General features: G+C 45.5%; 22 protein-coding genes. 16 read left to right on the top strand and 6 right to left on the bottom strand.

The window, feature by feature from the left end:
* The first annotated feature begins 1 nt into the window (after position 1).
* The 16 genes from hisS (at position 2) to clpB (ending at position 16822) form a co-directional block, all read left to right on the top strand.
* Complete coding sequence (gene hisS, locus RDK53_RS00120; protein ID WP_308512718.1) at positions 2-1285, top strand: histidine--tRNA ligase; 1284 nt, start codon at positions 2-4, stop codon at positions 1283-1285.
* A 15-nt stretch (positions 1286-1300) separates the two neighbouring features.
* Complete coding sequence (locus RDK53_RS00125; RefSeq protein ID WP_308512719.1) at positions 1301-1927, top strand: tetratricopeptide repeat protein; 627 nt, start codon at positions 1301-1303, stop codon at positions 1925-1927.
* Positions 1928-1939: 12 nt separating this feature from the next.
* Complete coding sequence (bamB, locus tag RDK53_RS00130) at positions 1940-3055, top strand: outer membrane protein assembly factor BamB (protein WP_308512720.1); 1116 nt, start codon at positions 1940-1942, stop codon at positions 3053-3055.
* Positions 3056-3060: 5 nt separating this feature from the next.
* Entirely contained in the window at positions 3061-4392 is a 1332-nt protein-coding gene (gene der / locus RDK53_RS00135) for a ribosome biogenesis GTPase Der (RefSeq protein ID WP_308512721.1), read from the top strand.
* A gap of 87 nt (positions 4393-4479) precedes the next feature.
* On the top strand, positions 4480-4716 hold the full coding sequence (gene hfq, locus RDK53_RS00140) for an RNA chaperone Hfq (RefSeq protein ID WP_066590654.1): 237 nt from the start codon (positions 4480-4482) through the stop codon (positions 4714-4716).
* A complete protein-coding gene (gene hflX / locus RDK53_RS00145; RefSeq protein ID WP_308512722.1) occupies positions 4717-5874 on the top strand; it encodes a GTPase HflX in 1158 nt (385 codons plus the stop codon).
* 123 nt (positions 5875-5997) lie between these two features.
* Positions 5998-7494: an FtsH protease activity modulator HflK gene (gene hflK / locus RDK53_RS00150; RefSeq protein WP_308512723.1), complete on the top strand. Its 1497-nt coding sequence runs from the start codon at positions 5998-6000 to the stop codon at positions 7492-7494.
* A gap of 16 nt (positions 7495-7510) precedes the next feature.
* A complete protein-coding gene (gene hflC / locus RDK53_RS00155) occupies positions 7511-8389 on the top strand; it encodes a protease modulator HflC (protein ID WP_308512724.1) in 879 nt (292 codons plus the stop codon).
* 18 nt (positions 8390-8407) lie between these two features.
* Complete coding sequence (locus tag RDK53_RS12225; RefSeq protein WP_066590670.1) at positions 8408-8596, top strand: DUF2065 domain-containing protein; 189 nt, start codon at positions 8408-8410, stop codon at positions 8594-8596.
* 10 nt (positions 8597-8606) lie between these two features.
* A complete protein-coding gene (locus tag RDK53_RS00160; RefSeq protein ID WP_308512725.1) occupies positions 8607-9770 on the top strand; it encodes an ATP phosphoribosyltransferase regulatory subunit in 1164 nt (387 codons plus the stop codon).
* A 12-nt stretch (positions 9771-9782) separates the two neighbouring features.
* Positions 9783-11078: an adenylosuccinate synthase gene (locus tag RDK53_RS00165; protein ID WP_308512726.1), complete on the top strand. Its 1296-nt coding sequence runs from the start codon at positions 9783-9785 to the stop codon at positions 11076-11078.
* Positions 11079-11120: 42 nt separating this feature from the next.
* Entirely contained in the window at positions 11121-11657 is a 537-nt protein-coding gene (locus RDK53_RS00170; protein ID WP_308512727.1) for a phosphoribosyltransferase, read from the top strand.
* 80 nt (positions 11658-11737) lie between these two features.
* Positions 11738-12253, top strand: coding sequence for a molybdopterin-guanine dinucleotide biosynthesis protein B (gene mobB, locus RDK53_RS00175; RefSeq protein ID WP_308512728.1), 516 nt, complete (start codon positions 11738-11740; stop codon positions 12251-12253).
* The gene (gene glp / locus RDK53_RS00180; RefSeq protein WP_308512729.1) at positions 12254-13447 is read left to right on the top strand and encodes a gephyrin-like molybdotransferase Glp; all 1194 of its coding nucleotides are present in this window, start codon (positions 12254-12256) and stop codon (positions 13445-13447) included.
* 14 nt (positions 13448-13461) lie between these two features.
* Positions 13462-13917, top strand: a complete 456-nt coding sequence (moaE, locus tag RDK53_RS00185; RefSeq protein WP_308512730.1) for a molybdopterin synthase catalytic subunit MoaE — start codon at positions 13462-13464, stop codon at positions 13915-13917.
* Between the two features lie 313 nt (positions 13918-14230).
* Positions 14231-16822: an ATP-dependent chaperone ClpB gene (gene clpB / locus RDK53_RS00190; RefSeq protein ID WP_308512731.1), complete on the top strand. Its 2592-nt coding sequence runs from the start codon at positions 14231-14233 to the stop codon at positions 16820-16822.
* A gap of 92 nt (positions 16823-16914) precedes the next feature.
* On the opposite strand, the gene RDK53_RS00195 is transcribed toward clpB, so the two are convergent.
* The 6 genes from RDK53_RS00195 to RDK53_RS00220 all read right to left on the bottom strand — a co-directional run bounded on the left by RDK53_RS00195 (position 16915) and on the right by RDK53_RS00220 (position 21983).
* Positions 16915-17142 (bottom strand): AbrB/MazE/SpoVT family DNA-binding domain-containing protein, encoded by a 228-nt coding sequence (locus tag RDK53_RS00195; RefSeq protein ID WP_308512732.1) that lies wholly within the window; start codon positions 17140-17142, stop codon positions 16915-16917.
* A 269-nt stretch (positions 17143-17411) separates the two neighbouring features.
* Positions 17412-18524 (bottom strand): DNA polymerase IV, encoded by a 1113-nt coding sequence (gene dinB, locus RDK53_RS00200; protein WP_308512733.1) that lies wholly within the window; start codon positions 18522-18524, stop codon positions 17412-17414.
* A 40-nt stretch (positions 18525-18564) separates the two neighbouring features.
* The gene (locus RDK53_RS00205; RefSeq protein ID WP_308512734.1) at positions 18565-19833 is read right to left on the bottom strand and encodes an amidohydrolase; all 1269 of its coding nucleotides are present in this window, start codon (positions 19831-19833) and stop codon (positions 18565-18567) included.
* 66 nt (positions 19834-19899) lie between these two features.
* Positions 19900-21129 (bottom strand): amidohydrolase, encoded by a 1230-nt coding sequence (locus tag RDK53_RS00210; RefSeq protein WP_308512735.1) that lies wholly within the window; start codon positions 21127-21129, stop codon positions 19900-19902.
* 177 nt (positions 21130-21306) lie between these two features.
* Positions 21307-21675 carry an AraC family transcriptional regulator gene (locus tag RDK53_RS00215; protein WP_308512736.1) on the bottom strand — a complete coding sequence of 123 codons (369 nt, stop codon included), beginning with the start codon at positions 21673-21675 and terminating at the stop codon, positions 21307-21309.
* A complete protein-coding gene (locus RDK53_RS00220; RefSeq protein WP_308512737.1) occupies positions 21672-21983 on the bottom strand; it encodes a hypothetical protein in 312 nt (103 codons plus the stop codon). Before RDK53_RS00220 ends, RDK53_RS00215 begins: the two co-directional genes overlap by 4 nt.
* Positions 21984-22155: the final 172 nt, after the last annotated feature.

Genomic DNA, 22155 nt, shown 5'->3' on the forward strand with positions numbered 1-22155 from the left:
AATGGCAAAAGATAAAATACAAGCAATCAAGGGCATGGCTGACATGCTCCCGGAGGACACTCCTTACTGGGATAAGTTCACAAAAGCCGTAGTTGAAGCTGCCCAAGAATACGGCTATATGCAGATCAGAACTCCGATTCTTGAACAAACCCGTTTGTTTAAGCGCGGCATCGGCGAGGTTACTGATATTGTTGAAAAGGAAATGTACTCCTTTGTTGATTCCCTGAACGGAGATGAATTGACGATGAGACCGGAGAATACAGCTTCCGTGGTCCGTGCCTGTATTGAACATAATTTGCTTTATGATGCACCTCGCCGTCTTTGGTATATGGGCCCGATGTTCAGACATGAACGTCCCCAGAGAGGACGTTTGCGCCAGTTCCATCAGTTTGGTTTAGAAGCTCTTGGCTTTAAAGGTCCTGATGTGGATGCCGAACAGCTTTTGCTCGTTAAAAGAGTTTGGGACAAGCTTGGCATTAAGAACGTCTGGCTGGAATTGAACTGTCTCGGACAGTTTGCAGAAAGGCAGGTTTATAGAGAAACTTTAATTAAGTACTTCGAAGCTCACAAAGAAATCTTAGATGAAGAAGCTCAGAGAAGGCTTTATACCAACCCTTTAAGGATTCTCGATACAAAGAACCCGGCAATGCAGGATTTGGTTGAGAATGCACCGAAGTTAATGGACAGTCTCGGCGAAGAGTCCAAAGCATTTCTTAAGAGGCTCACAGATATTTTAGAGGCCGAAGGAATTGACTACCGCATCAATCCTCGCCTAGTTAGAGGTTTGGATTACTACAACTTGACGGTTTTTGAATGGGTTACTGATAAGCTTGGAGCCCAGAGCACCGTATGCGGAGGCGGCCGTTACGATCCGTTAATCGGTATGCTCGGCGGAAAAGAAACGCCGGCATGTGGTTTTGCAATGGGCATTGAAAGAATTATCGAATTGATGAAAGAAGAGGGCATCGCTCCGTCTTATAAAGAATGCTCAGTTTACGTTGCTTGGAGCGGCGAAGACTCCTTCCTGTTTGCTTTGCGTACCGCAGAAGCTCTCAGAAATAAGCAAATCAGCACGATCCTTCATTCCGGCTCCGCTAAGTTTGCCAACCAGATGAAGAGGGCCAATGCATCCGGTGCTGATTTTGCTGTCATTATCGGCGAAAGCGAAACACAAGAGAAGAAGGTTTCTATCAAGCCGCTGCGCGAAAACTTGAAAGATTACGGCCAGCAGTTAAAGATGACTGTAGAACAGGCTGTTGAATATTTAGCTGAACAAACTCGATAAAGAGAAAGGTCAAATATGGCATATGATTTAGAAGAGCAAGAGTCCCTATCCGAAATTAAAGCCTGGTGGGAGAAGTGGGGGACTTTAATTCTCACTATTGTCACGGTTGCCTGCTTGGCTGCTGCCGGTATGCGTGGTTGGCAGTGGTATCAGATGAAGCAGTCTGCAGATGCCGGCTCTCTTTACAGCTTGATGATTCAAGCCAATAACAATAAGGATCAGCCGAGAGTTCAAAATATTGCTCTGAAGCTTCAGGAAGACTACGCTGGGACAGCATTTGCCGGTATGGGTGCTTTATTGGCGGCTTATACAGCAGAACAACACAATAAAGCCAGTGAAGCTATCAAAGATCTTCAATGGGTTATTGATTCCAAGGATTATCCTGAACTGCAGACTGTCGCGGCTGTTCGTTTAGCCGGCATTTACATTGACCAGGGCTCTTACGAGCAGGCCTTAAATCTTTTGAATTCAATTAAAAATCCGGATGCTGAAAAAGCATTAGTCGAAGATAGAAAGGGCGATGCTTACATTGCCATGGGCAATAAAGAAAAAGCAAAAGAATGCTGGACGGAAGCTTTAAGAGCTTGCACCACTACAAATCCGTTAGCCAAGATTATTGAAATTAAGCTTCAGGCTTTATAAAGAGAATAAAACATGAAAAAATTTTCCTTGACCCTGGCAGCAGCCGCACTGGCAGCTGTTTTAGTCGGATGTTCCTCTCCCAAGCATGAACCGGCGGAATTGGTATCGTTTACGCCCGCTATCAATGTCTCCGAAGTTTGGTCAGTCAGCATGCCGAACGCTGACGGATTCTTAGTTCCCGGTCTTTTTGACGAATCCGTCTGGGTTGCGGGCGGCAAAGAATTAGCCCGCTTAGATGCCAGAACCGGGAACAAAGAGTGGACTGTTTCTTTTGATTCTCCGGTTGTAGGAGGAGTAGGAACTGACGGGTATAACACCGCCGTGGGATTGGAAAACGGTGAATTGGTTGTTTTAAATGCAGAAGGAAAAGAGGACTGGAAGAGCAAACTGACCAGTGAACTTGCCGGACCTCCCGTCATCACCAACGGTTTGGTTATTGTTAGAACTAAAGATATGAGAGTCTCCGCTTTTGAGGCCTCTTCCGGGGAACAGCAGTGGACTTTCCAGAGGAATCAGCCCGCTTTGACTGTTCGTGTACCCATTTCCATGACTGCACGTGATAACTTCTTATTTGTTGGTCAGCCTAACGGAAACGTGGTTATTTTAGACGTCAATAACGGACGTCCTGTTTTTGAATTCCCGGTAGCCCAAGCCAAAGGAATAACGGAAGTCGAACGCTTGATTGATGTGGTTGGTGCCCCTGTATTAAACGCTGATATGCTTTGTGCAGCTGCTTATCAGGGTGCCGTAACTTGCATTAACAGCACGAACGGACAGATGATGTGGACACAGAATGTCGACGCCATTGCAGGTCCGGCAGTTGACGAAGACAACGTCTATGTTGTTGATGTCACAGGTGTTGTCAGAGCCTACTATCGTGAAAGCGGAGAGCTTCGCTGGGAAAATAAAACCATGACTTACCGCGGACTCAGTGCTCCGGTCATTATGCCGGGAACCGTTGCCGTCGGTGATAATGAAGGTTACGTTCACCTTTTGTCACCGAGAACAGGAGAAGAAATAGCCAGAACTCGTTTAAGCGGGCCAATCGTTACTAAGGCACAAAGTTTTAGTGCCGGTGCGATTTTCCAGACAAGTAAAGGAGATGTAGCTTACTTAGCTACGAGATAACAATTATGCTGCCTGTTGTTGCATTGGTTGGCCGCCCGAATGTCGGCAAGTCAACTTTATTTAACCGCCTCACAAGATCTAGGGACGCTTTAGTCGCCGATTTTCCCGGTTTAACCAGAGATCGCCATTACGGTGAAGGCCGAGTCGGCGAGAAGCCTTTTATTGTTGTCGATACCGGCGGTTTTGAACCGATTAAGACTGAGGGCATCGTCAAAGAGATGACCAACCAAGCTCAGCTGGCTGTCGAAGAGTCTGATATTATTTTCTTCCTGGTAGACGGAAGATCCGGCCTAACCCCGCAGGATCAGCGAATTGCGCAAAGCTTAAGAGAAAGCGGCAAGCCGACCTATCTTGTCGTCAACAAAGCCGAGGGCATGTCAGAGGTTGTGAAATCCGAATTCTATGAGCTTGCCTTAGGTGAGCCGTATCCGATTTCCGCAGCTCACGGCGAGGGCGTACGCGCCTTGGTCGATATGGCATTGGAAAAGTATCCGACTGAAAAAGAAATCGAGAAAGACGGCGACTTTGCGCACAAAATCAGAGTCGCTATTGCCGGCAGACCAAATGCAGGAAAATCAACGCTAATTAATGCTCTCATCGGAGAGGAACGACTTATTGCGTTCGATATGCCGGGGACAACCCGCGATGCTATTGAAGTTGAATTCCAGTACAAAGATAAGGACTACATTCTTATCGATACAGCTGGTTTGAGGCGCAAAGGTAAAGTTTTCGAGGCAATCGAAAAATTCTCCGTCATTAAGACGCTGCAGGCGATTGAAAAATCGAACGTTGTTGTTTTGCTTCTTGACGCAAAAGCCGGTATTTCGGAACAAGATGCCAACATTGCCGGTTATATTCTTGAAAGCGGCCGTGCTCTAGTCATTGCTATTAATAAATGGGATGACATCGGTGAATATGAAAGAACACGAGTCAAGGAAGAATTTGAACACAAGATTCACTTTTTGAAGTGGGCCAAGAGTCTTTACATCTCTGCTTTATATAAGAGGGGCTTAGGTAATCTTCTGACTGCCGTTAATGAAGCTCATGCAGCAGCTTTCGTTAAACTCTCTACACCGAAGCTGACACGTGCGTTGATTGAGGCAACCACCCGGCAGCTGCCGCCGAGAGCCCGCGGAGGCCGTCCTAAGATGCGTTATGCTCACCAAGGAGGCATGAATCCGCCGGTGATCGTAATTCATGGAAATGCATTGCAGGATGTGCCGGAAAGCTACAAACGGTACTTGGAAGGGTTTTTTAGAGAAAAATTCAATCTTAAAGGCACGCCTTTACGCATTGAATTAAGAACAAACAAGAATCCTTACGCTCAAAACGATTAATATAGTAAATATGTAGAAAGCTTCTCTCCTACAATCTTTTATAGCATTCTTTTTATTTTGTGCATTGCACACACGGAGAAAATAAATATGACAAAGGGGCAATTATTACAAGACCCGTTCTTAAACAGTCTTCGCAAAGGAAAAATTCCCGTTTCAATTTACTTGGTCAACGGCATTAAACTACAAGGACAAGTCGAATCATTTGACCAGTATGTCGTTCTTTTGAGAAATACCGTTACTCAAATGGTCTATAAACACGCGATTAGTACTATTGTTCCGGCTAGAGCAGTGCCGCTTGCCGGTGAACAGACAGAAGCCGAATAAGTGGATTTTCAGTATGAGAAGGGGGCTGACGGCCCCCAAAAAGTTTGGCTCGTAGTGGTAACGCTGGCTCGCCAAATTCACAAAGATGCCGCAGAAGAACTGACTGAATTAGCTCGTTCCTGCGGCTATGATGTTCAAGGGATCACGGAAGCAAAAAGAGAGAAGCCTGATCCGAAAACCTTTCTTGGCAGCGGGAAGATTGAGGAAGTGGCGCAGCTTGCCAGAGATTCCGGAAGCACCATTTTAATTTTCGACGTTGTCCTTTCTCCCGCACAGCAGAGAAATATCGAAATTACCACAAAACTCGCTGTACTTGATCGCACAAGTCTGATTCTTGAGATTTTCCGTCAAAGAGCTAAAACAAAAGAGGGGCGCCTGCAGGTTGAACTTGCGCGTTTGACGCATTTGTCTACCCGATTGGTTCGCGGTTGGACTCACTTGGAAAGACAGAGAGGCGGTTTATCAAAAACCGGAGGCCCTGGGGAAAAGCAGATCGAACTTGACCGAAGAATGATCGGCGTTCGAATTAAAGCCCTCAAAGAGCAGCTCAAGAAGCTTGAAAAACAGCGCAACACCCAAAGAAAGTCAAGACAAAGAGGCCAAATTCTAACTGTTGCTTTAGTGGGCTATACCAATGCGGGAAAATCTACGCTGTTTAACCGCCTAACCAGAGGCGAGGTCTATGCGGCTGACCAGTTGTTTGCTACGTTGGATCCGACGGCAAGAAGATGTTTCGTTGATGAAAATACGGAAGTGGTTCTCAGCGATACAGTTGGATTTATCCGAGGTTTGCCTCACCAATTAATTGAGGCGTTCAAATCTACCTTGGACGAAGCAGCTCAAGCAGATTTGCTTTTGCACGTAGTGGATTCTTCCAGTCCGGCCCGGGAAGAACAAATTGCCGAGGTCAATAAAGTTCTTAAAGAAATCGGTGCGGATAAAGTTTCTCAGCTGATGGTCTATAACAAAATAGACAAAGAAAGCAATGATCCCTTCCTTACTTTTGATGATAAAGGACGCCCGAAAGCAGTTGCTTTGAGCGCAGTGACCGGAGCCGGGATTGATTTATTGAGACAGGCTATCGCTAAGATTGCCAATACTGAAGAAGAGCCGGAAGAGGAAGATGACGAAGATTGGCTTAAAGAGTTTGAGCCATAAATGTATCTTCTTGTAACAGCAAATTAAAAGAATCAATCTGTTGCAAGCGGATTTTTTCAGTAATGATAAAATTTTGCCTCTAGAATTCTATTAATAACTTATTTTTTATAAGGACTCAAAGAGATGTCTTTGAATGACCCCCACTGGGGCCGAGATAGTTCTGATAAAGAACCAAAGAAAGAAGAAACAAAAAATACTTCGAATTCCACCGACACTGAAGAAGACGGCTTTAAAGAGCCTGAACTTCGTCGTCCTATTGAAGATAAAAGAGAAGAAAAAAAATTCAAGCAGGCACTCGGACAGGAAAATGATATCGAAGAGCTTTGGAAAGATTTTAACGACAAGCTCTCCGGAATCTTAGGTCAAAAATCCAAGCGTCCCCAAGATCGAGGTCAAAACGGCGTGAATTTTGACTGGAACGATTCGGATGATGACTCCAATGAGCCGCCTCCGAGAAAGGATCATCCTTTCCAAGCAGACCAAGGCGGCCACGGCACTAATGGCGGAAACGGCGGCAATGGCGGCGGATTTGGATTCCCCGGCACCAGAATGCCCCAGTCTGCTTCCGGAGCCGGCTATGGCTTTGCTTTGGCGGCGTTGCTGATTGCTGCCGGCGCTTGGTTGTCCTCCGGCTTCTACATCGTTCCTGAAGGTCAGCGAGGCGTGGTTACGACCTTCGGCAAGTACACTGAAACTACGAATGCCGGTTTCAGATGGCACCTTCCTTATCCCGTTCAGGATGTGGAACTTGTTGACGTTAGCTCCGTCAGAAAAGCTGAAATCGGTATGAAAGGTACAACCCTCCGTTTGAAAGAAGCTTTAATGCTGACTGATGACGAAAACATCGTAGACGTAATGTTTAACGTTCAGTACCGCATTAAAGACGGTCCCGGAGCCGAAGAGTTTCTTTTCCGTACACGCGATCCGATGGGATCGGTTATCCAGACTGCTGAATCTGCCATGCGTGAAGTCGTAGGCAGAAAGAAAATGGACAGTGTTTTATTTGAAAGCAAGCAGGAAATTGCCGAGGAGGTTAAGAAGCTGATGCAGGAAATGCTGGATCGCTATCACAGCGGTATTCAGATTCTTTCCGTTGCTATTCAGAATGCACAGCCGCCGGAACAAGTTCAGGCCGCCTTTAATGATGCTGTTAAGGCTGGGCAGGATCGCGAGCGTCAAATCAATGAAGGTGAAGCTTACGCTAACGACGTGATCCCAAAGGCAAAGGGTTTAGCTGAAAGATTGCGTCAGGAAGCAGAAGCTTATAAGTCTCGTGTTGTTTCTCAGGCTGAAGGTGATGCTTCACGTTTTGATCAAGTGCTCAGTCAGTATGAAAAAGCCCCGAAGGTAACACGCGATCGTATGTATGTGGATACGATGCAGCAGGTGCTTAACAATACGAAGAAGATTCTTGTGGACAGCAAGAGCTCCAATAATTTGCTTTATCTTCCGTTAGATAAATTGGTTCAGCAAGCAGGATCTGCTCAGAACTCTGCCGTTGCTGCTCCTGCTGCTGCAGAAACTTCTTCTACAGCAAGAGAGGCCCAGCCTCAGCCTTCGGTTGAAGCAGCTCCGATTGCTAATTACGTTTCCCGTCCTCTTTCCAGGACAATGAGATAAGAGGAAGAAAGAGAACATGAGAAAAGTAGTAACCTTATTTTTAGTTTGTGTTGTTTGCGGTTTTTTTGCCAAAACTTGTCTTTATACCGTCAACGAACGTGAATATGCTCTCGTATTCATGCTTGGTGAATTAAAAGAAGTGATTTCTAAACCGGGCCTGCACTTCAAGCTTCCTTCTCCTCTGCAGAATGTGGTTTACTTGGACAATCGTATTTTGACGATTGATACTCCGACGGCTGATTTGGTTCAAACCAGTGAAAAAAAGAACTTGATGATTGATTCTTACGTTAAATGGCGTATCAACAATCCTCGTTTGTACTGGGTTTCTTTTCAAGGCAGCGAAAGAGCCGCTGAAGACCGCGTTTCATCTTTGATGAGAGACGTTCTAAACCAGGCCGTCAACAGAAGAACGGTTAACGACATTACTTCCCGCGACAGAGCCAAAGCAATGGCAGAAATCTCCGAGGCTCTTCAAAAGAGAGTAGAAGGTTTAGGAATTGAAGTCGTTGATGTTCGCCTTAAGAGAGTGGACTTTACGCCTGAAATTTCCGAATCTGTTTACCGCCGTATGGAAGCAGAACGTAAGAGAGTAGCCAGCGAGGAACGTTCAAAGGGTGCTGCTGAAGCCGAAAAAATTAAGGCTGATGCCGACCGTCAGAGAACCGTTATTTTGGCTGATGCCTATAAAGATGCTCAGCAAATCAAAGGTTCGGGCGATGCTAAAGCTAACGAAGTTTATGCTAACGCATTCGGCAGAGATCCTGAATTTGCAAAATTCTATCGCTCTCTCGATGCCTACCGTTCTTCTTTCTCTAAACCCACGGATATGATGGTAGTCGATCCCTCCAGTGAATTTTTCGATTATTTGAAAAACTCCAAAGGCGAGAAGAATTAATTTAACAAATTCATAAAAATGAAAGTCCTTCTTTGTGCAATAGGTTTTTGCTTAGTGCTGGAAGGACTTTTTCCATTGTTGGCTCCAGATGCGTGGAAAAAGTACCTTCTTGAGTTGAGCTCAATTTCTAGTAAAAAAATCAGAACAGTTGCCTTTGTCGGTGTAGTCTTAGGTTTGGCTGTCGTTTGGTCAGTTGAGTTGTTTTAGAAAGGAATATATGTCAGTTTGGTTATTGCCAGAGAATATCGCCGACATGCTTCCCCGGGAAGCGAGAGAAATAGAAAGATTAAGGGAGACATTTCTGAAGCTGACGAAGTCTCACGGATGTGAGATGGTTAAACCTCCAATGATTGAGTATGTAGACTCACTGTTGACCGGAACCGGAAACGATTTAGATTTGAGAACCTTTAAGATCGTCGATCAGTCATCAGGCAAAATGCTTGGGTTCCGCGCTGATATGACGCCGCAAATTGCTCGTATCGATGCTCATATTTTGAATAGAGAAGGAATTAGCCGTTTAAGCTATGCCGGTTCACTTCTTCATGCCCGACCTCTTCATCCCGTAGCTTCCAGACAACCGTATGTAGCCGGCGTGGAGCTGTTCGGATCCACATCAAGTGCCAGTGATATCGAGGTTCTGAACCTCGCATTGGAGTGTTTGAAGGCTTTTGGTCTTAAAGATATTCATTTGGATATCGGCCACGTTTTTGTTGTTAAAGCCATTGTCGAAAGAGATCCGAACTGTGAAAAGGTTATGCCGAAGATTCTTTATGCATTGAAACATAAAGACCGCAGTGCTCTCGAAGAATTATCCGGTGTCATTGAAGATTCAACGATTGACGCATTAAGAAAAATTATGCGTATGTTCGGCGGGATCGAGGTTCTGGACGAAATTGAAAAAGAATTCAGCGATTATCCGCTGATTCTTCAAACTATCGAACAGCTTAAGTGGATCGCAGACCGCTGCATTGCTGACAAGCTGAGCTTTGATTTTTCCGACGTTCACGGTTATCAATACTTGACCGGCATTACTTTCGGCGTCACTATCCCTCAGCGGTATCAGGCTGTCCTCAGAGGAGGACGCTACGACAGCATTGGGGCTAAATTCGGACGCAATCGTCCGGCAGTCGGATTTACTTTATATTTGCGTGAGATCGCACAAGTCCTTTCTACAAAGAGACCATATGCTGTAATGGCTCCATGGGACGACGAGGACAAGGCTTTAAACGAAGCGATCAGAAAATTAAGAGAAGAGGACAGAATCGTTGTTCAGATTCTTCCTGAAGACAGAATTGAGAGTCTTGAAGAGTCCTTCAGACTGGATGAAGAGTTAATCAAAGAGGACGGTGAATGGAAGGTCGTTCGCCGATATACAAAATAGGAGATATCAGGTATGGCTAAAAACGTAGTAGTTGTCGGTGCCCAATGGGGTGATGAGGGTAAAGGCAAGATTGTAGACTGGCTGACAGAAAGTGTTCAGGGGGTTGTACGTTTCAACGGCGGCCATAATGCCGGCCACACTTTGGTTATTAACGGCAAGAAGACAATTTTGCGTCTTATTCCGTCCGGCATCATGCATCCTCACGTTAACTGCTATATCGGCAACGGTGCCGTTGTCAGCCCGCAGGCTCTCCTGGCTGAAATCGATGAACTGGAAGCCAACGGTGTTAAAGCAGAAGACAGAATTTTTGTTTCCGGCCACTGCCCGCTGATTCTTCCTTATCATGTCGCCCTTGATCATGCCCGCGAAGCTTCCTTGGGCGATAAGAAGATTGGCACTACCGGCCGAGGAATCGGACCTGCTTACGAGGATAAAATTGCGCGCCGTGCCGTTCACGTCAGCGATCTTCTTGATCCGGAACTTTTTGCTGAAAAAGTCCGCAGAAACTGCAAGCTCATTAACTTCCTCTTAGTTGATTTCTACAAAGCAAATCCTGTAGACGTTGAACAGATTATTTCCGATACTTTGGCTCTTGCCCCGAGAATCACTTCTAAAATTGCTGACGTTTCTCACACTCTTAACCAAAAGATGAGAGCCGGAGAACAGTTCTTATTTGAAGGAGCTCAAGGCACTATGCTCGATATTGACCATGGTACTTATCCATATGTTACTTCGAGCAACACAGTTGCCGGTTCAGCAAGTCCGGGCGCCGGTGTCGGTCCGCAAAAACTCAATTATGTTTTGGGTATTACCAAAGCCTACTGCACACGTGTCGGAGAAGGTCCGTTCCCAACAGAGCTTTTCGATGACGACGGTAAGAAGCTTCGTGAAAAAGGAAATGAATTCGGTGCAGTGACAGGCCGTCCGCGCCGCTGCGGCTGGTTCGACGGGGCTGCTTTAAGACGTTCTGCAGAATGGAACGGTCTTTCCGGTTTGGCCGTGATGAAGCTTGACGTTTTGGACGGCTTCAAGACAGTTCGTTTGGGCGTTGGCTATGAATACAAAGGTCAGCGCTTAGAAGTAATGCCGGTCGGAGCAGATGCTGTTGCTGAATGTAAGCCGATTTACGAAGATTTTCCTGGTTGGGAAGAATCGACATTTGGTATTACAAAGTGGGACGATCTTCCATTGAACGCACGCCGTTATTTGGATAGACTCTCTCAGGTAGCAGGCGTACCAATTGCCGTTGTATCCACAGGTCCTGACCGTGAGAATACAATCCTTTTAAAGAACCCCTTTGCGGAATAAATTTTTAATATAAAGGGCCCGAAAGGGCCTATGGGAACTTAGATGAAAGATCTTCATGTATCTTGGGATGAATATCATAAGCTGATTGAGACTTTGGCCTATGTCGTCAACGACAGCGGCTGGAAGTTCGATTCTCTTCTTTGTTTATCTAGAGGTGGCCTTAGACCCGGCGATATTCTTTCAAGAATCTTCGACATGCCTTTGAACATTTTGGCAACCAGCTCCTACCGAGAAGCTGCCGGTACAGTTCAAGGTGAGCTTGATATTGGTCAATATATTGCTTCAAGTCGTCCGGACTCCTTGAAAGGAAAAGTCTTATTGGTCGATGACTTGGTGGACTCCGGCCTAACTTTCAAGAAAGTTACAGAGCATCTTAAAACCAGAGTTCCTGCTATCACTGAAGTGAGAACGGCTGTTCTTTGGTGGAAAAAATGCTCTCAAGTTAAACCTGACTACTATGTTCAGTTCCTTGAAGATAATCCTTGGATTCACCAGCCGTTTGAAGTGTATGACACGATGCGTCTGGGCCAATTGGAAGGAAGAGTCAAAGACTACAACTTACTGAAACCCGCTCCGTAAGAGAGTCAACCACTAAAAAACTGCGGCAAGATTTAGTCCTTCTAAATTTTCCGCAGTTCTTTTCATTTAAGAGAAAAATAATGAAGGTTATTGATTTTGTCGGGTACTCAGGCAGCGGCAAGACGACATTGGTGGAACAGTTGGTGACAATTTTCTGCAATGCCGGATTTGATGTAGCGGCTATAAAGAGTGCCCATCACGACATTCAAGTCGATAAGCCCGGAAAAGATTCGTATCGATTTCAAGCGGCGGGAGCCGAGCAGGTAATAGTCAAAAATGACTCGGGCTGGGCTATGATGAGGAGAACTCCCCTGAAACCTGCTACGCTCAAAGAACTTGTGTCGAAGCTAGATCCTTGCGACTTAGTTCTGGTAGAAGGATTTAAAAAAGAAGACGATGCAGATTTACGCCTGGAGGTGTGGAGACCCGGAGTTAAGAAGGAGCCGGCTATCTATACCCAAGATAGAGGAATACAGGCTGTACTGACGGACGTGGACTCTATTGCAGGATGTGAGATCCCGGTTATTAACTTGAATAATCCTCGTCTTATTGCACGTTTTATTGCGGATAAATTGAATTTGAAATCGAGGTTTTAAATGCTCACTGTTGAAGAAGCCCTGGAAGAGATCCTACGAAATGTTCAGCCTGAAGCAGAGACGGAAGAAGTCGTCACGCTTTACAGTGCCGGTAAGATTTTAGCGGCTCCTGTCGTTTCGCCCATTCAAGTTCCTCCCTTAGATAATTCTCAAATGGACGGCTATGCCGTCAGAGTTTCTGATTTTGCTGACGGAAAACTTGAATTTCCAGTCTCAGAAAAGATTTACGCGGGACATATGGGCAAACCTCTTAAGGAAGGATCGGTAGCAAGAATCTTCACAGGGGCTCCGATTCCGGTTGGTGCCGACGCCGTCATTCCGCAGGAAGAAGCAACTGAAACCGCAGAAGGCACCGTTAGGTTCGAAAAAGTTCCGAAGGTTGGCGCTTGGATCAGAAAAGCCGGCTGCGATATTGAAATCGGCGACGTCATTCTGAAAGCAGGTGATCGTTTGACTCCTGCCGCTTTAGGCGTTGCCGCTAGTGTAGGTACTTCTACCGTTCAGTGCTATCGTCCGATTAAAGTTTCTTTATTTTTCACCGGTGACGAACTGTCGATGCCCGGAGAACCTTTAGTTGAAGGCGGTATCTACAACTCTAATCGATTTGTTTTAAGAGGTCTTCTGCATCAGCTAGGGTGCGATGTGGTTGATTATGGCAACGTTCCGGACAGCTACGAGGCAACTTTGGATGCTTTTAGAAAAGCAAGCCGCAAATCGGATTTGATATTAACCAGCGGCGGTATGAGCGTTGGAGAGGCCGATTACATTAAGCCCGTGGTTGAGGCTTTAGGCCATATCGATATGTGGAAGATTGCCGTTAAGCCCGGGAAACCGGTTGCTAAAGGCGAGGTAAACGGTGTTCCTTTCTTAGGGTTACCCGGAAACCCGGTTTCTTCTTTAGTGACATTCTTGATTTTTGCCCAGCCTTTGATTCTCAAACTGTCAGGCAGAAGAGAGGTTGAGGTGAAGTCGTACAACTTGCCGATTGATTTTGACTGGAAGGGCGGTTCTCGCAGAGAGTTCATTCGTGTACGCCGTAATGAGAACGGTGCGTTAGAAGCTTACAGAACCCAGAACTCCGCTGTTTTGACTTCGTGTCTGTGGGCCGACGGTCTGGCTGACATTCCTGCAAATGCCGACCTGAAGAAAGGAGATTTGGTTCGCTACATTCCATTCAGTGGGTTCAGTCTTTAAGAGAGGGAATTGCCGTGAAAATTTCCGTTCAAACAGAAGATTTTGATGTTCAAAAAGAATATGCCGAGCTCAAAGCCAATCCGCATGCCGGGGCAGTCGTGATGTTCGTGGGAAATGTCAGAGACATTAATGAGGGTTGTACGATTGAAAAAATGTCTCTTGAACATTATCCCGGCATGACTGAAAAGTCTTTAACCAAGATTGTGAAAGAAGCTCAAGAACGCTGGAATATTCAAGATGCGACAGTCATCCACCGGGTTGGGGATTTAGAGATTAACGACCAGATCGTTTTTGTCGGAGTCTCGGGCGGCCATAGAGGGGAATGCTTTGATGCCTGTGAGTTCATCATTGACTACCTCAAAACGGAAGCTCCTTTCTGGAAGAAAGAAACCATCGACGGCAAAGGCAAATGGGTTGATGCCAGAGAAAGCGACGATGAAGCGATGAGTAAGTGGAATCTTTGTAAATAGAAGACTTCTGTACCATCGTCTATTACGCCTCGGAATACCGAGGCTTATTTATTTGGAATTCTGCCATTTCTTTCACTTCAAAATTAATAGCGAATTCCGTGACCGGCCAAATATTTTTCTGGAATTTTCTCAATCATGAATAGGGTGACTCTGTTGAAATAATATTTAGTTAGCGACGTAAAAACTTAGACTTAAATTGCTCAAAATAAGGGTTTAAAGAACACTTTACTCTCGGAAATGTTGACAATGAAATTTAGTAAAAGCGGAATGTCCGTATTTCCTTTTAATAAGGGAAGGGAGTCTTAACAAACATATGCGTCAAGATAAATTTACAACGCGCTTTCAAGAGCTTCTGGGGCAAGCCCAGACTATGGCTGCCGATCATTCTCAGCAGTACATTGATCCCGTCCACGTTCTGAAAGCTGTCTTAGAGGACACTGAAGGAACCGGAAAGAGCTTGCTTGAAAGAGCCGGCGTTCGGGTTGGGGAGCTTAGGAAGCTTGTCGACAAGGAAATAAACAAGATTCCCGAGGTTTCGGGAGCGGCAAATAATGTGCAGGTCAGCCGTGAACTCATGACTGTTCTGAACGAAATGGATAAAGAAGGCCAGCGTCTTGGCGATGAGTATTTATCCACCGATCTATTTTTATTAGTTTTATGTGACAGCAAATGCGCAGCCGGCCGCATTGCACGTGAGGCTGGATTGACCAAACCAGCTTTGGAAAATGCAATCATGGCTATGCGAGGAGGAGAGAAAGTGGACAACCCTGATGCTGAAAACAACCGTGAAGCTCTAAAGAAATACACGGTTGATTTAACAGAAAGAGCTCGAAACGGCAAGCTTGATCCTGTCATCGGCAGAGATGATGAGATCCGCCGCGCCATGCAGATTCTGCAGCGCAGAAGTAAGAATAATCCCGTCTTAATCGGTGAACCGGGCGTTGGTAAAACAGCAGTTGTCGAAGGACTTGCTCAGCGTATCGTCAACGGAGAAGTTCCCGATACCTTACGCCATAAGAGAGTTCTGAGCTTGGATATGGCCGGTTTACTGGCCGGAGCCAAGTACCGCGGTGAATTCGAAGAAAGACTCAAAGCTCTTCTGAAGGAAGTTGTAGCTGAAGAGGGCCGCATTATTCTCTTCATCGATGAAATTCATACCGTAGTCGGTGCTGGGAAGACAGACGGCGCTATGGATGCCGGCAATATGCTTAAGCCGGCTCTGTCGAGAGGCGAACTGCATGTTATCGGTGCAACAACCCTTGACGAATACCGTAAATACATTGAAAAAGATCCCGCTTTGGAAAGAAGATTCCAGAAGGTTATCGTTGATGAGCCAAGCGTTGAAGATACCATCGCTATTCTCCGCGGTTTGCAGGAAAAATATGAAGTTCACCATGGCGTAGAAATTACCGACCCGGCTATTGTTGCAGCCGCAGAACTTTCAGCTCGCTACATCACAGACAGATTCCTTCCGGATAAAGCCATTGACTTGATTGATGAGGCAGCTGCCCGCATCAAGATGGAAATTGACTCAAAGCCGGAAGAACTTGACAAACTTGACCGCAGACTGATTCAGCTGAAGATTGAAAGAGAAGCCGTCAAGAAAGAAAAGGACGAAGCAAGCTTGAAGCGCTTGGAAGCTCTTGAAGAAGAAATTCAAAAGCTCGGCCGTGAATACTCTGACTTGGAAGAAATTTGGAAAGCGGAAAAGAGTGCTGCTCTCGGCTCTCAGAACATCAGAGACGAAATCGACAAATTGAAGACCAAGATGGAAGAACTCCGCCGTCAAGGCAAGTACGAAGAATTGGCTTCTATCCAGTACGGTCAGCTTCCCGAACTTGAAAAACGTCTGCTTAAAGAGGAAGACGCAGAACATAAGGCTTATGAAGAAAAGCCTAAACTTCTGAGGACTCAGGTTGGTGCAGAAGAAATTGCTGACGTTGTTTCTCGTGCCACCGGAATTCCTGTTTCCAAGATGATGGAAGGCGAAAGACAGAAATTGCTTGATATGGCCGAACATATCGGCAAGAGAGTCGTTGGTCAAAAAGAAGCAGTACAGAAGGTTGTCGACGCTATTCTGCGTTCTCGTGCCGGTTTGGCTGATCCGAACAGACCGTACGGTTCATTCTTGTTCTTAGGACCGACAGGTGTTGGCAAGACAGAATTGACGAAAGCTTTAGCAGAATTCCTCTTTGATACCGATGAGGCAATGATTCGTATCGATATGAGTGAGTTTATGGAGAAGCATTCCGTTGCTCGTTTGATTGGTGCGCCTCCGGGATATGTAGGCTATGAAGAGGGCGGCTATTTGACAGAAGCCGTCAGAAGAAAACCATACAGCGTTATTCTTCTCGATGAAGTAGAAAAGGCGCATCCGGATGTCTTCAATATTCTTCTGCAGGCCCTTGATGACGGCAGAATGACAGACGGTCAAGGCAGGACGGTTGACTTCAAGAATACCGTTATCGTCATGACTTCAAACCTTGGTTCTCAGGAAATCATGAACCGCCAAGGCGAAGATCCGGTTGAAATCAAAGAAGCCGTGATGGAACAAGTCAAGAAACATTTCAGACCTGAATTTATCAACAGAATTGATGAAATCGTTGTCTTTAATGCCCTTGATGAAAAAGCCATTAGAGAAATCGCAAGAATTCAGATCCGCAAACTGGCTAAACGTATGGAAGCTCAGAATATCGGTCTTGAAGTCAGCGATGCGGCATTGGATGAAATCGGCAAGGTTGGCTTTGATCCGTTATTCGGCGCACGTCCGTTAAGAAGAGCTGTTCAGGAATACTTGGAAAACAAGATTGCTATCAACCTTCTGAAGGGACAATACGCACCGGGCGATATCGTAGATGTCGACTACCAGGACGGCAAATTTATCTTTTCAAAGAAAGCCGTATAGGCGTTAGATGTTCGGGAGGACCATCCTCCCGATCCTAATCAAAGAAAAACCAGCGAAATTTCGCTGGTTTTTCTTTGAGATGGTTCAGTAAGCTAGGCGCTTTCTTTTTCGTTATCCGGATCTCCGGCTTTCAAGCTGTTTTGCAAATGCTGCATGGAGAAAACGGCAGAATTAACGAGACGGACCGTATCGCCTTCAATAATGAATGTCACACTTTCATGGTGACCGCTATGAACACCGAGAACGTCTAATACGTATTTAGGAATCGTTACCTGTCCATTGACCCATACTAACGACGTAGCGGCAAAAGAGTTAGACATAACGCCCTCCTTGATTTTGGTAACTACCTCAACCTAAACGGCTAGAAGGTAGGGTGTCTCTCGGGCTGAGAGAGGAGAGAAAGACAAAGTTAAATTACTAATGCTGAATCTTGTATTTCTCCTTTACCTGTCTTGATATTAAGGGATATCCCCGAGCATGAATAAATAAAAGTACCAATTTGAGTGATAGCTTTTTTCGATTAAAAAGGTATTTTGTCAAGGGTGGGTCGTTTGGATTTTGAGGTGTGCTACGGATAAAACGTTGAGCGTCAGAACTCCAAGAATGGCAGAAGCTCCTCTTGCTCAACTTCCAGAGGAGAGCCGATCCCTATTCCAATTAATCGAACTTTTTTGCTCAAATCGAGTTTAGAGAGCAACTCTAAGGACTCTTCATAAATTTCTTGAGGGTCCTCTAAGATGTGGTCGAAGGTGTGAGAACGGGAAAATGTTTTGAAGTCACTCATCCTCACTTTTAATGTCAGTGAGAAACCTCTGAACCGGCGTCTGGTCATTCTTTCCTTGAGCTGACAGACGACTCTGGAAATACCTTCCTGTATGTCGGACAGGTTAGAAAGGTCTTTGGAGAACGTGATTTCAGCGCTGACTTGTTTGCGGATGCGATTGACTCTAAGGGGACGCTCATCGATTCCTCGGGCATAGTTGTAGTAGCTAAGACCGGCTTTGCCAAAATGTTCGGTTAGAAATAATAAGGATTGTTTTCTGAGGTCCGAACAGGTGTGAATATCCAGAGACTCCATCTTTTTCTGAGTGACAGGTCCCACACCCCATATAGCTTTAACGGGGAGCTTGTCGATGAAATCTTGTGCTTTAGCCGGATGAATAACGAATAAGCCGTCAGGTTTTTTCCAATCGCTGGCAATCTTAGCCAAGAACTTGTTATAGGAGACCCCTGCGGAGGCTACGAGGCCAACTTCTTTTCTGATATCTTTTTTAATTGCTTTTGCACAGTCAACGCCGAAGCGAAGTCCTAACCTGTTCTGCGTGACATCTAAGAAAGCTTCGTCAATAGAGACCGGTTCTATCAGTTCGGTGTATCTGCGGAATATCTCCAGAATATTTTCAGAGGCCTCTTTGTAGGCTTCCATCCGTCCTTCCACAAAGATAAGGTTAGGACAAAGTTTGGCGGCAAGGTGAGAAGGCTGTGCCGAGTGAACACCGAATTTTCTGGCTTCGTAGCTGCAGGAAGCAACGACTCCTCGTGCTTTATTAAGGCCTACGGCAATCGGCAGACCTACAAGAGAAGGATTATCTCGCTGTTCTACGGACGCAAAAAAGGCATCCAAGTCAATGTGAAGAATCTTTCTGTACTTATTCCAAACCGGTGAGTAAGGATCGATTTTCGTATCCGAAGACTTCTTCATATTTAACGAGGATGCCGCTTTTTCTCAGTCCTTTCCGGGATTAGATGCCGTTAGTTTTGGTTAACAGGTTCTTGTAGAAATTAACAGCAATGGAAAGAACTTCTTCGTCGAAGTCGAAGAGGCGCTGGTGGTGACCGGCTTTTATAGTAGAACCGAACACGATGAATGTCCCCTTGCCGCCGTGAGACTGGACTCTGCGCAGGAGAATTGTGGCATCTTCACTGCCAAGCTTGAGATCCAGATGCTGGACATTTTCAGCACCGACAGTTTTAACAGCAGCTTCTTCAGCGATGGCGATGGCTTCAGGATCAGGATTAAATTCAGTGGCTTCGCCGGCCTTGTCGATTTTCAATTCGCAGCCGTACATATCTGCTGCGCCTTGCAGGCGGCGAATAGCTTCTTCTCTCATCAAAGCGTTAACTTCTTCGGATTCTCCTCTGACTTCCAGCTGCATGAAAGCATTAGGAGGCAGAACGTTTCTACCTTCTCCGGCTCTTAGAGTACCTACATTCAAAGCAGATACCGGACCAATCGGTCTTGGAAGAGCATGAATAGCGAGAGCAGCGGTAGCTGCTGCCAACAGAGCATTCTTGCCTTTTTCCGGGTTGGCACCGGCGTGAGCAGCAACGCCTGTGAAAGTAGCATCCAGTTTTGTTGTAGCGAGGAATTCGCCAGGGACGGCAGAGATAATTCCGGTATCAACACCAAGGCCGAGGTGGTTGCCGAATAAGAAATCAACATCGTCCAGGACGCCGCTTTCAGCGATTGGTCTGGCACCGCGGACGCCTTCTTCTGCCGGCTGGAAGAGTACTTTGATTGTTCCGCAAAGTTTGTCCAGGTTCTCTGCAATCCAGCTGCAAAGGCCAACTCCCATTGTCAGATGGCCGTCATGACCGCAGGAATGCATTCTGCCCGGATTCTGGCTGCTCCATCCTTCAGCGAAAGGTCTATGCTGAGGCTCTTGAGCTTCAGTAACTTCAACACAGTCGATGTCGAATCTAACTGCAATGACAGGTCCCGGACGTCCTGTTTTGAATACGGCAACAGCACCGGTATAACCTTCCATTTTGTCTAAAAGTTCTTGAGAGACTCCTTTAGCTTGTGCTGCAGCAAGTGCGGCTTGAACCGCAGCAGGATTTCTGCCTGCGATGAATTCAGGATTGATGATTTGTTTGCCGACCAGCGGTTCGATACCCATAGCTTTAAGTCTTTCAACGATTTTTGACGTTGTGACAAATTCACACCAACCGGGTTCCGGGAAAGAGTGGATTTCTCTTCTTAGGGCAACCATGTCATTTAAGCTATACATTTAGAGTTCTCCTCACTTAATAGTTTTAAGAAAGATTAAGGAATTCGATAAGTCTAAAGAAGATGATTAATTTCTTCTAGTCTTATCTTCTTTTGTTGCAAGATAGGCGAGTCTTTTTACGGTTAATTCAATGAAGAAGGCAGCGGCCAGCGGGATTACCTCATCGTTGAAGTCATAAGAAGGATGATGAAGGGGCTGAGTATGTTCTTTATCTCTGACACCGATTAAGAACATTGTTCCCGGTACAACTTCCTCATATTCGCTGAAGTCTTCACTAATCATTGTCGGACTTAAAGCCGGGAGCACATTTTCTTTTCCAAGAAGTTCTTCAGCGGTCTTAACGGCAAATTCAGTACATTCTTTGTCGTTAATCACGGGGCCCGTCAGTCTGTTATACGAAACCTCGAATTCCAAGTTATGAGCATAAGAGATGCCTTTGACGATTTCATGCAAACGCTTTTCCGCAAAGTCTCTTACGGCCGGAGAAAAGGTTCTGACGGTACCGACCATTTCAGATTTAGCCGGGATGATGTTATACGAAGTACCGTTGCCGGAAACCACGGAGCAGACGGACAGGACGATAGATTCCAAAGGATCGACATTGCGGGAAACGATGGTTTGGAGAGCCTGATAAATTTCGGTTACTGCCGGGAAAGTATCTATTCCAAGATGAGGGCGTGCGCCATGAGTTCCTTTGCCGAACAGAGAAATTTTGAAGTAATCGGCAGAAGCCATTAGAGCGCCGGTTTTAAAGCCTATGCTTCCTAAATCCAAGAAAGGCTCGTTATGTGCACCGTAGACTTCTTGGATATCATATTTTTGAAAAATTCCGGACTCAACTACGCTCTTGGCACCGGAGACCGATTCTTCGGCAGCCTGGAAAATACAAATAACTCTTCCCGGAAAATCGTTGTGAGAGTGGAGATAATCGGCAGCTGCCAATAACCACGTTTGATGTCCGTCATGGCCGCAAGCGTGACATCTTTCAGCGATTTGGCTTTTCCATGCGTTTGTGCTTGCATCCTGCAATGGAAGAGCATCAATGTCTGCGCGCAAAGCAATAGTAGGGCCTGGGCGGTTTCCGTCTATAACGGCGATAAGACTTCCCGGAGATACTTCAGTATCAACGGAGGAAATATTTTTAGCATTGAGAAATTCTTTGATTGCCTGGACGGTATTAGAGGTTTCAAAACCGATTTCCGGTTGGGAATGGATTCGACGTCTATAAGAGGTCAGTTCTTGTTGTTGTTTCTTTATTTCTTGGAAGATGGAAGAATCGTAAAGCTGGTTTGACATTTATAACACCCAAATAAAATAAACGGATGAGATTTTTAACCGTTGATCTTCTAATGATAAAGCTCGAAGGCAATTAATGGAATGTTTTTGTTTGTGCGGATTGAGGTGAAGTTGGTCTCAGCTACCTTTTGGCACTCAGCAAGCTAAAACGGTTTCATAGTTCTTAACTCTATATTTTCAAGGACTTTTTCCCGGCGAATTAACAGAATCAGATTTTGTTATTATGTCCTTAAGAGGAGGTTGTCCAAACAACCGTTTGTATTCTCTGACGAATTGTGAACACGATTCGTAGCCGACGGAAAATGCAGCAGAACTTACATTCTGTCCCACAGAGAACAAAAGATGCTGCGCCTCGTAAAGCGAGACTCTTTTTTGATATTGAAGAGGAGAGAATCCCGTGACTGTTTTGAAAAGCCGGTGGAAGGCAGAAAATGACATATTGGCCATACCTGCGATATCTTCTATGAGGATAGCTTTCTCAAAGTTATGCTTGATCCATGAAACGGATTTCAAAATAGCAAGATTATTTGAGCCGACTTTTATCATTGCGCGTAAGGCTCCTCCACAGGATGAGAAAAGCAAAAGATAATGCAGGTCTCTAAGCAACGGTTCTGAACGACAACGAATTTGTTCGGGATAGTCAAGAAGTTCAAGTAATCTTTCAAAAGCAGAAAGGAGTACTGATTTAGAATAAGAGGAAGCGAAGAGGATTGCCCTGTTTTCAGTGAAGTCGGAGCGGAGTTCAAGCCTATGGCAGTTTCGTACTGCGAAAGGGGGCCGTGATCGTAAGGCTGACGATCAAATAGGATGTCCTCTTCTTTTGTCTTTTTATCAGAATAAAAGATAGATCCCACTTTGTACAATCCAGCAACTTCCTGAAGCTCTATTTGCAGTACGGTTTTCTTTAAATTCTCTTTGTTAGAGATTTCAAAAGGTCGAATAAGTCTTATGGAGTTTTCTTTGTAAGAGGTCCAAGACCCGGTTTTTGTAAACGAGGAACTCTTTATGATGAGATCTAGAGCAGGT

Source organism: uncultured Turicimonas sp. (assembly GCF_902477955.1).
GTDB lineage: Bacteria > Pseudomonadota > Gammaproteobacteria > Burkholderiales > Burkholderiaceae_F > Turicimonas.

What these genes read in the sequence shown, in the direction of transcription:
- hisS (WP_308512718.1), top strand. Translation starts at nt 2, where the DNA reads ATGGCAAAAGATAAAATACAAGCAATCAAGGGCATGGCTGACATGCTC.
- RDK53_RS00125 (WP_308512719.1), top strand. Translation starts at nt 1,301, where the DNA reads ATGGCATATGATTTAGAAGAGCAAGAGTCCCTATCCGAAATTAAAGCC.
- bamB (WP_308512720.1), top strand. Translation starts at nt 1,940, where the DNA reads ATGAAAAAATTTTCCTTGACCCTGGCAGCAGCCGCACTGGCAGCTGTT.
- der (WP_308512721.1), top strand. Translation starts at nt 3,061, where the DNA reads ATGCTGCCTGTTGTTGCATTGGTTGGCCGCCCGAATGTCGGCAAGTCA.
- hfq (WP_066590654.1), top strand. Translation starts at nt 4,480, where the DNA reads ATGACAAAGGGGCAATTATTACAAGACCCGTTCTTAAACAGTCTTCGC.
- hflK (WP_308512723.1), top strand. Translation starts at nt 5,998, where the DNA reads ATGTCTTTGAATGACCCCCACTGGGGCCGAGATAGTTCTGATAAAGAA.
- hflC (WP_308512724.1), top strand. Translation starts at nt 7,511, where the DNA reads ATGAGAAAAGTAGTAACCTTATTTTTAGTTTGTGTTGTTTGCGGTTTT.
- RDK53_RS12225 (WP_066590670.1), top strand. Translation starts at nt 8,408, where the DNA reads ATGAAAGTCCTTCTTTGTGCAATAGGTTTTTGCTTAGTGCTGGAAGGA.
- RDK53_RS00160 (WP_308512725.1), top strand. Translation starts at nt 8,607, where the DNA reads ATGTCAGTTTGGTTATTGCCAGAGAATATCGCCGACATGCTTCCCCGG.
- RDK53_RS00165 (WP_308512726.1), top strand. Translation starts at nt 9,783, where the DNA reads ATGGCTAAAAACGTAGTAGTTGTCGGTGCCCAATGGGGTGATGAGGGT.
- RDK53_RS00170 (WP_308512727.1), top strand. Translation starts at nt 11,121, where the DNA reads ATGAAAGATCTTCATGTATCTTGGGATGAATATCATAAGCTGATTGAG.
- mobB (WP_308512728.1), top strand. Translation starts at nt 11,738, where the DNA reads ATGAAGGTTATTGATTTTGTCGGGTACTCAGGCAGCGGCAAGACGACA.
- glp (WP_308512729.1), top strand. Translation starts at nt 12,254, where the DNA reads ATGCTCACTGTTGAAGAAGCCCTGGAAGAGATCCTACGAAATGTTCAG.
- clpB (WP_308512731.1), top strand. Translation starts at nt 14,231, where the DNA reads ATGCGTCAAGATAAATTTACAACGCGCTTTCAAGAGCTTCTGGGGCAA.
- RDK53_RS00195 (WP_308512732.1), bottom strand. Translation starts at nt 17,142, where the DNA reads ATGTCTAACTCTTTTGCCGCTACGTCGTTAGTATGGGTCAATGGACAG.
- dinB (WP_308512733.1), bottom strand. Translation starts at nt 18,524, where the DNA reads ATGAAGAAGTCTTCGGATACGAAAATCGATCCTTACTCACCGGTTTGG.
- RDK53_RS00205 (WP_308512734.1), bottom strand. Translation starts at nt 19,833, where the DNA reads ATGTATAGCTTAAATGACATGGTTGCCCTAAGAAGAGAAATCCACTCT.
- RDK53_RS00210 (WP_308512735.1), bottom strand. Translation starts at nt 21,129, where the DNA reads ATGTCAAACCAGCTTTACGATTCTTCCATCTTCCAAGAAATAAAGAAA.
- RDK53_RS00215 (WP_308512736.1), bottom strand. Translation starts at nt 21,675, where the DNA reads ATGATAAAAGTCGGCTCAAATAATCTTGCTATTTTGAAATCCGTTTCA.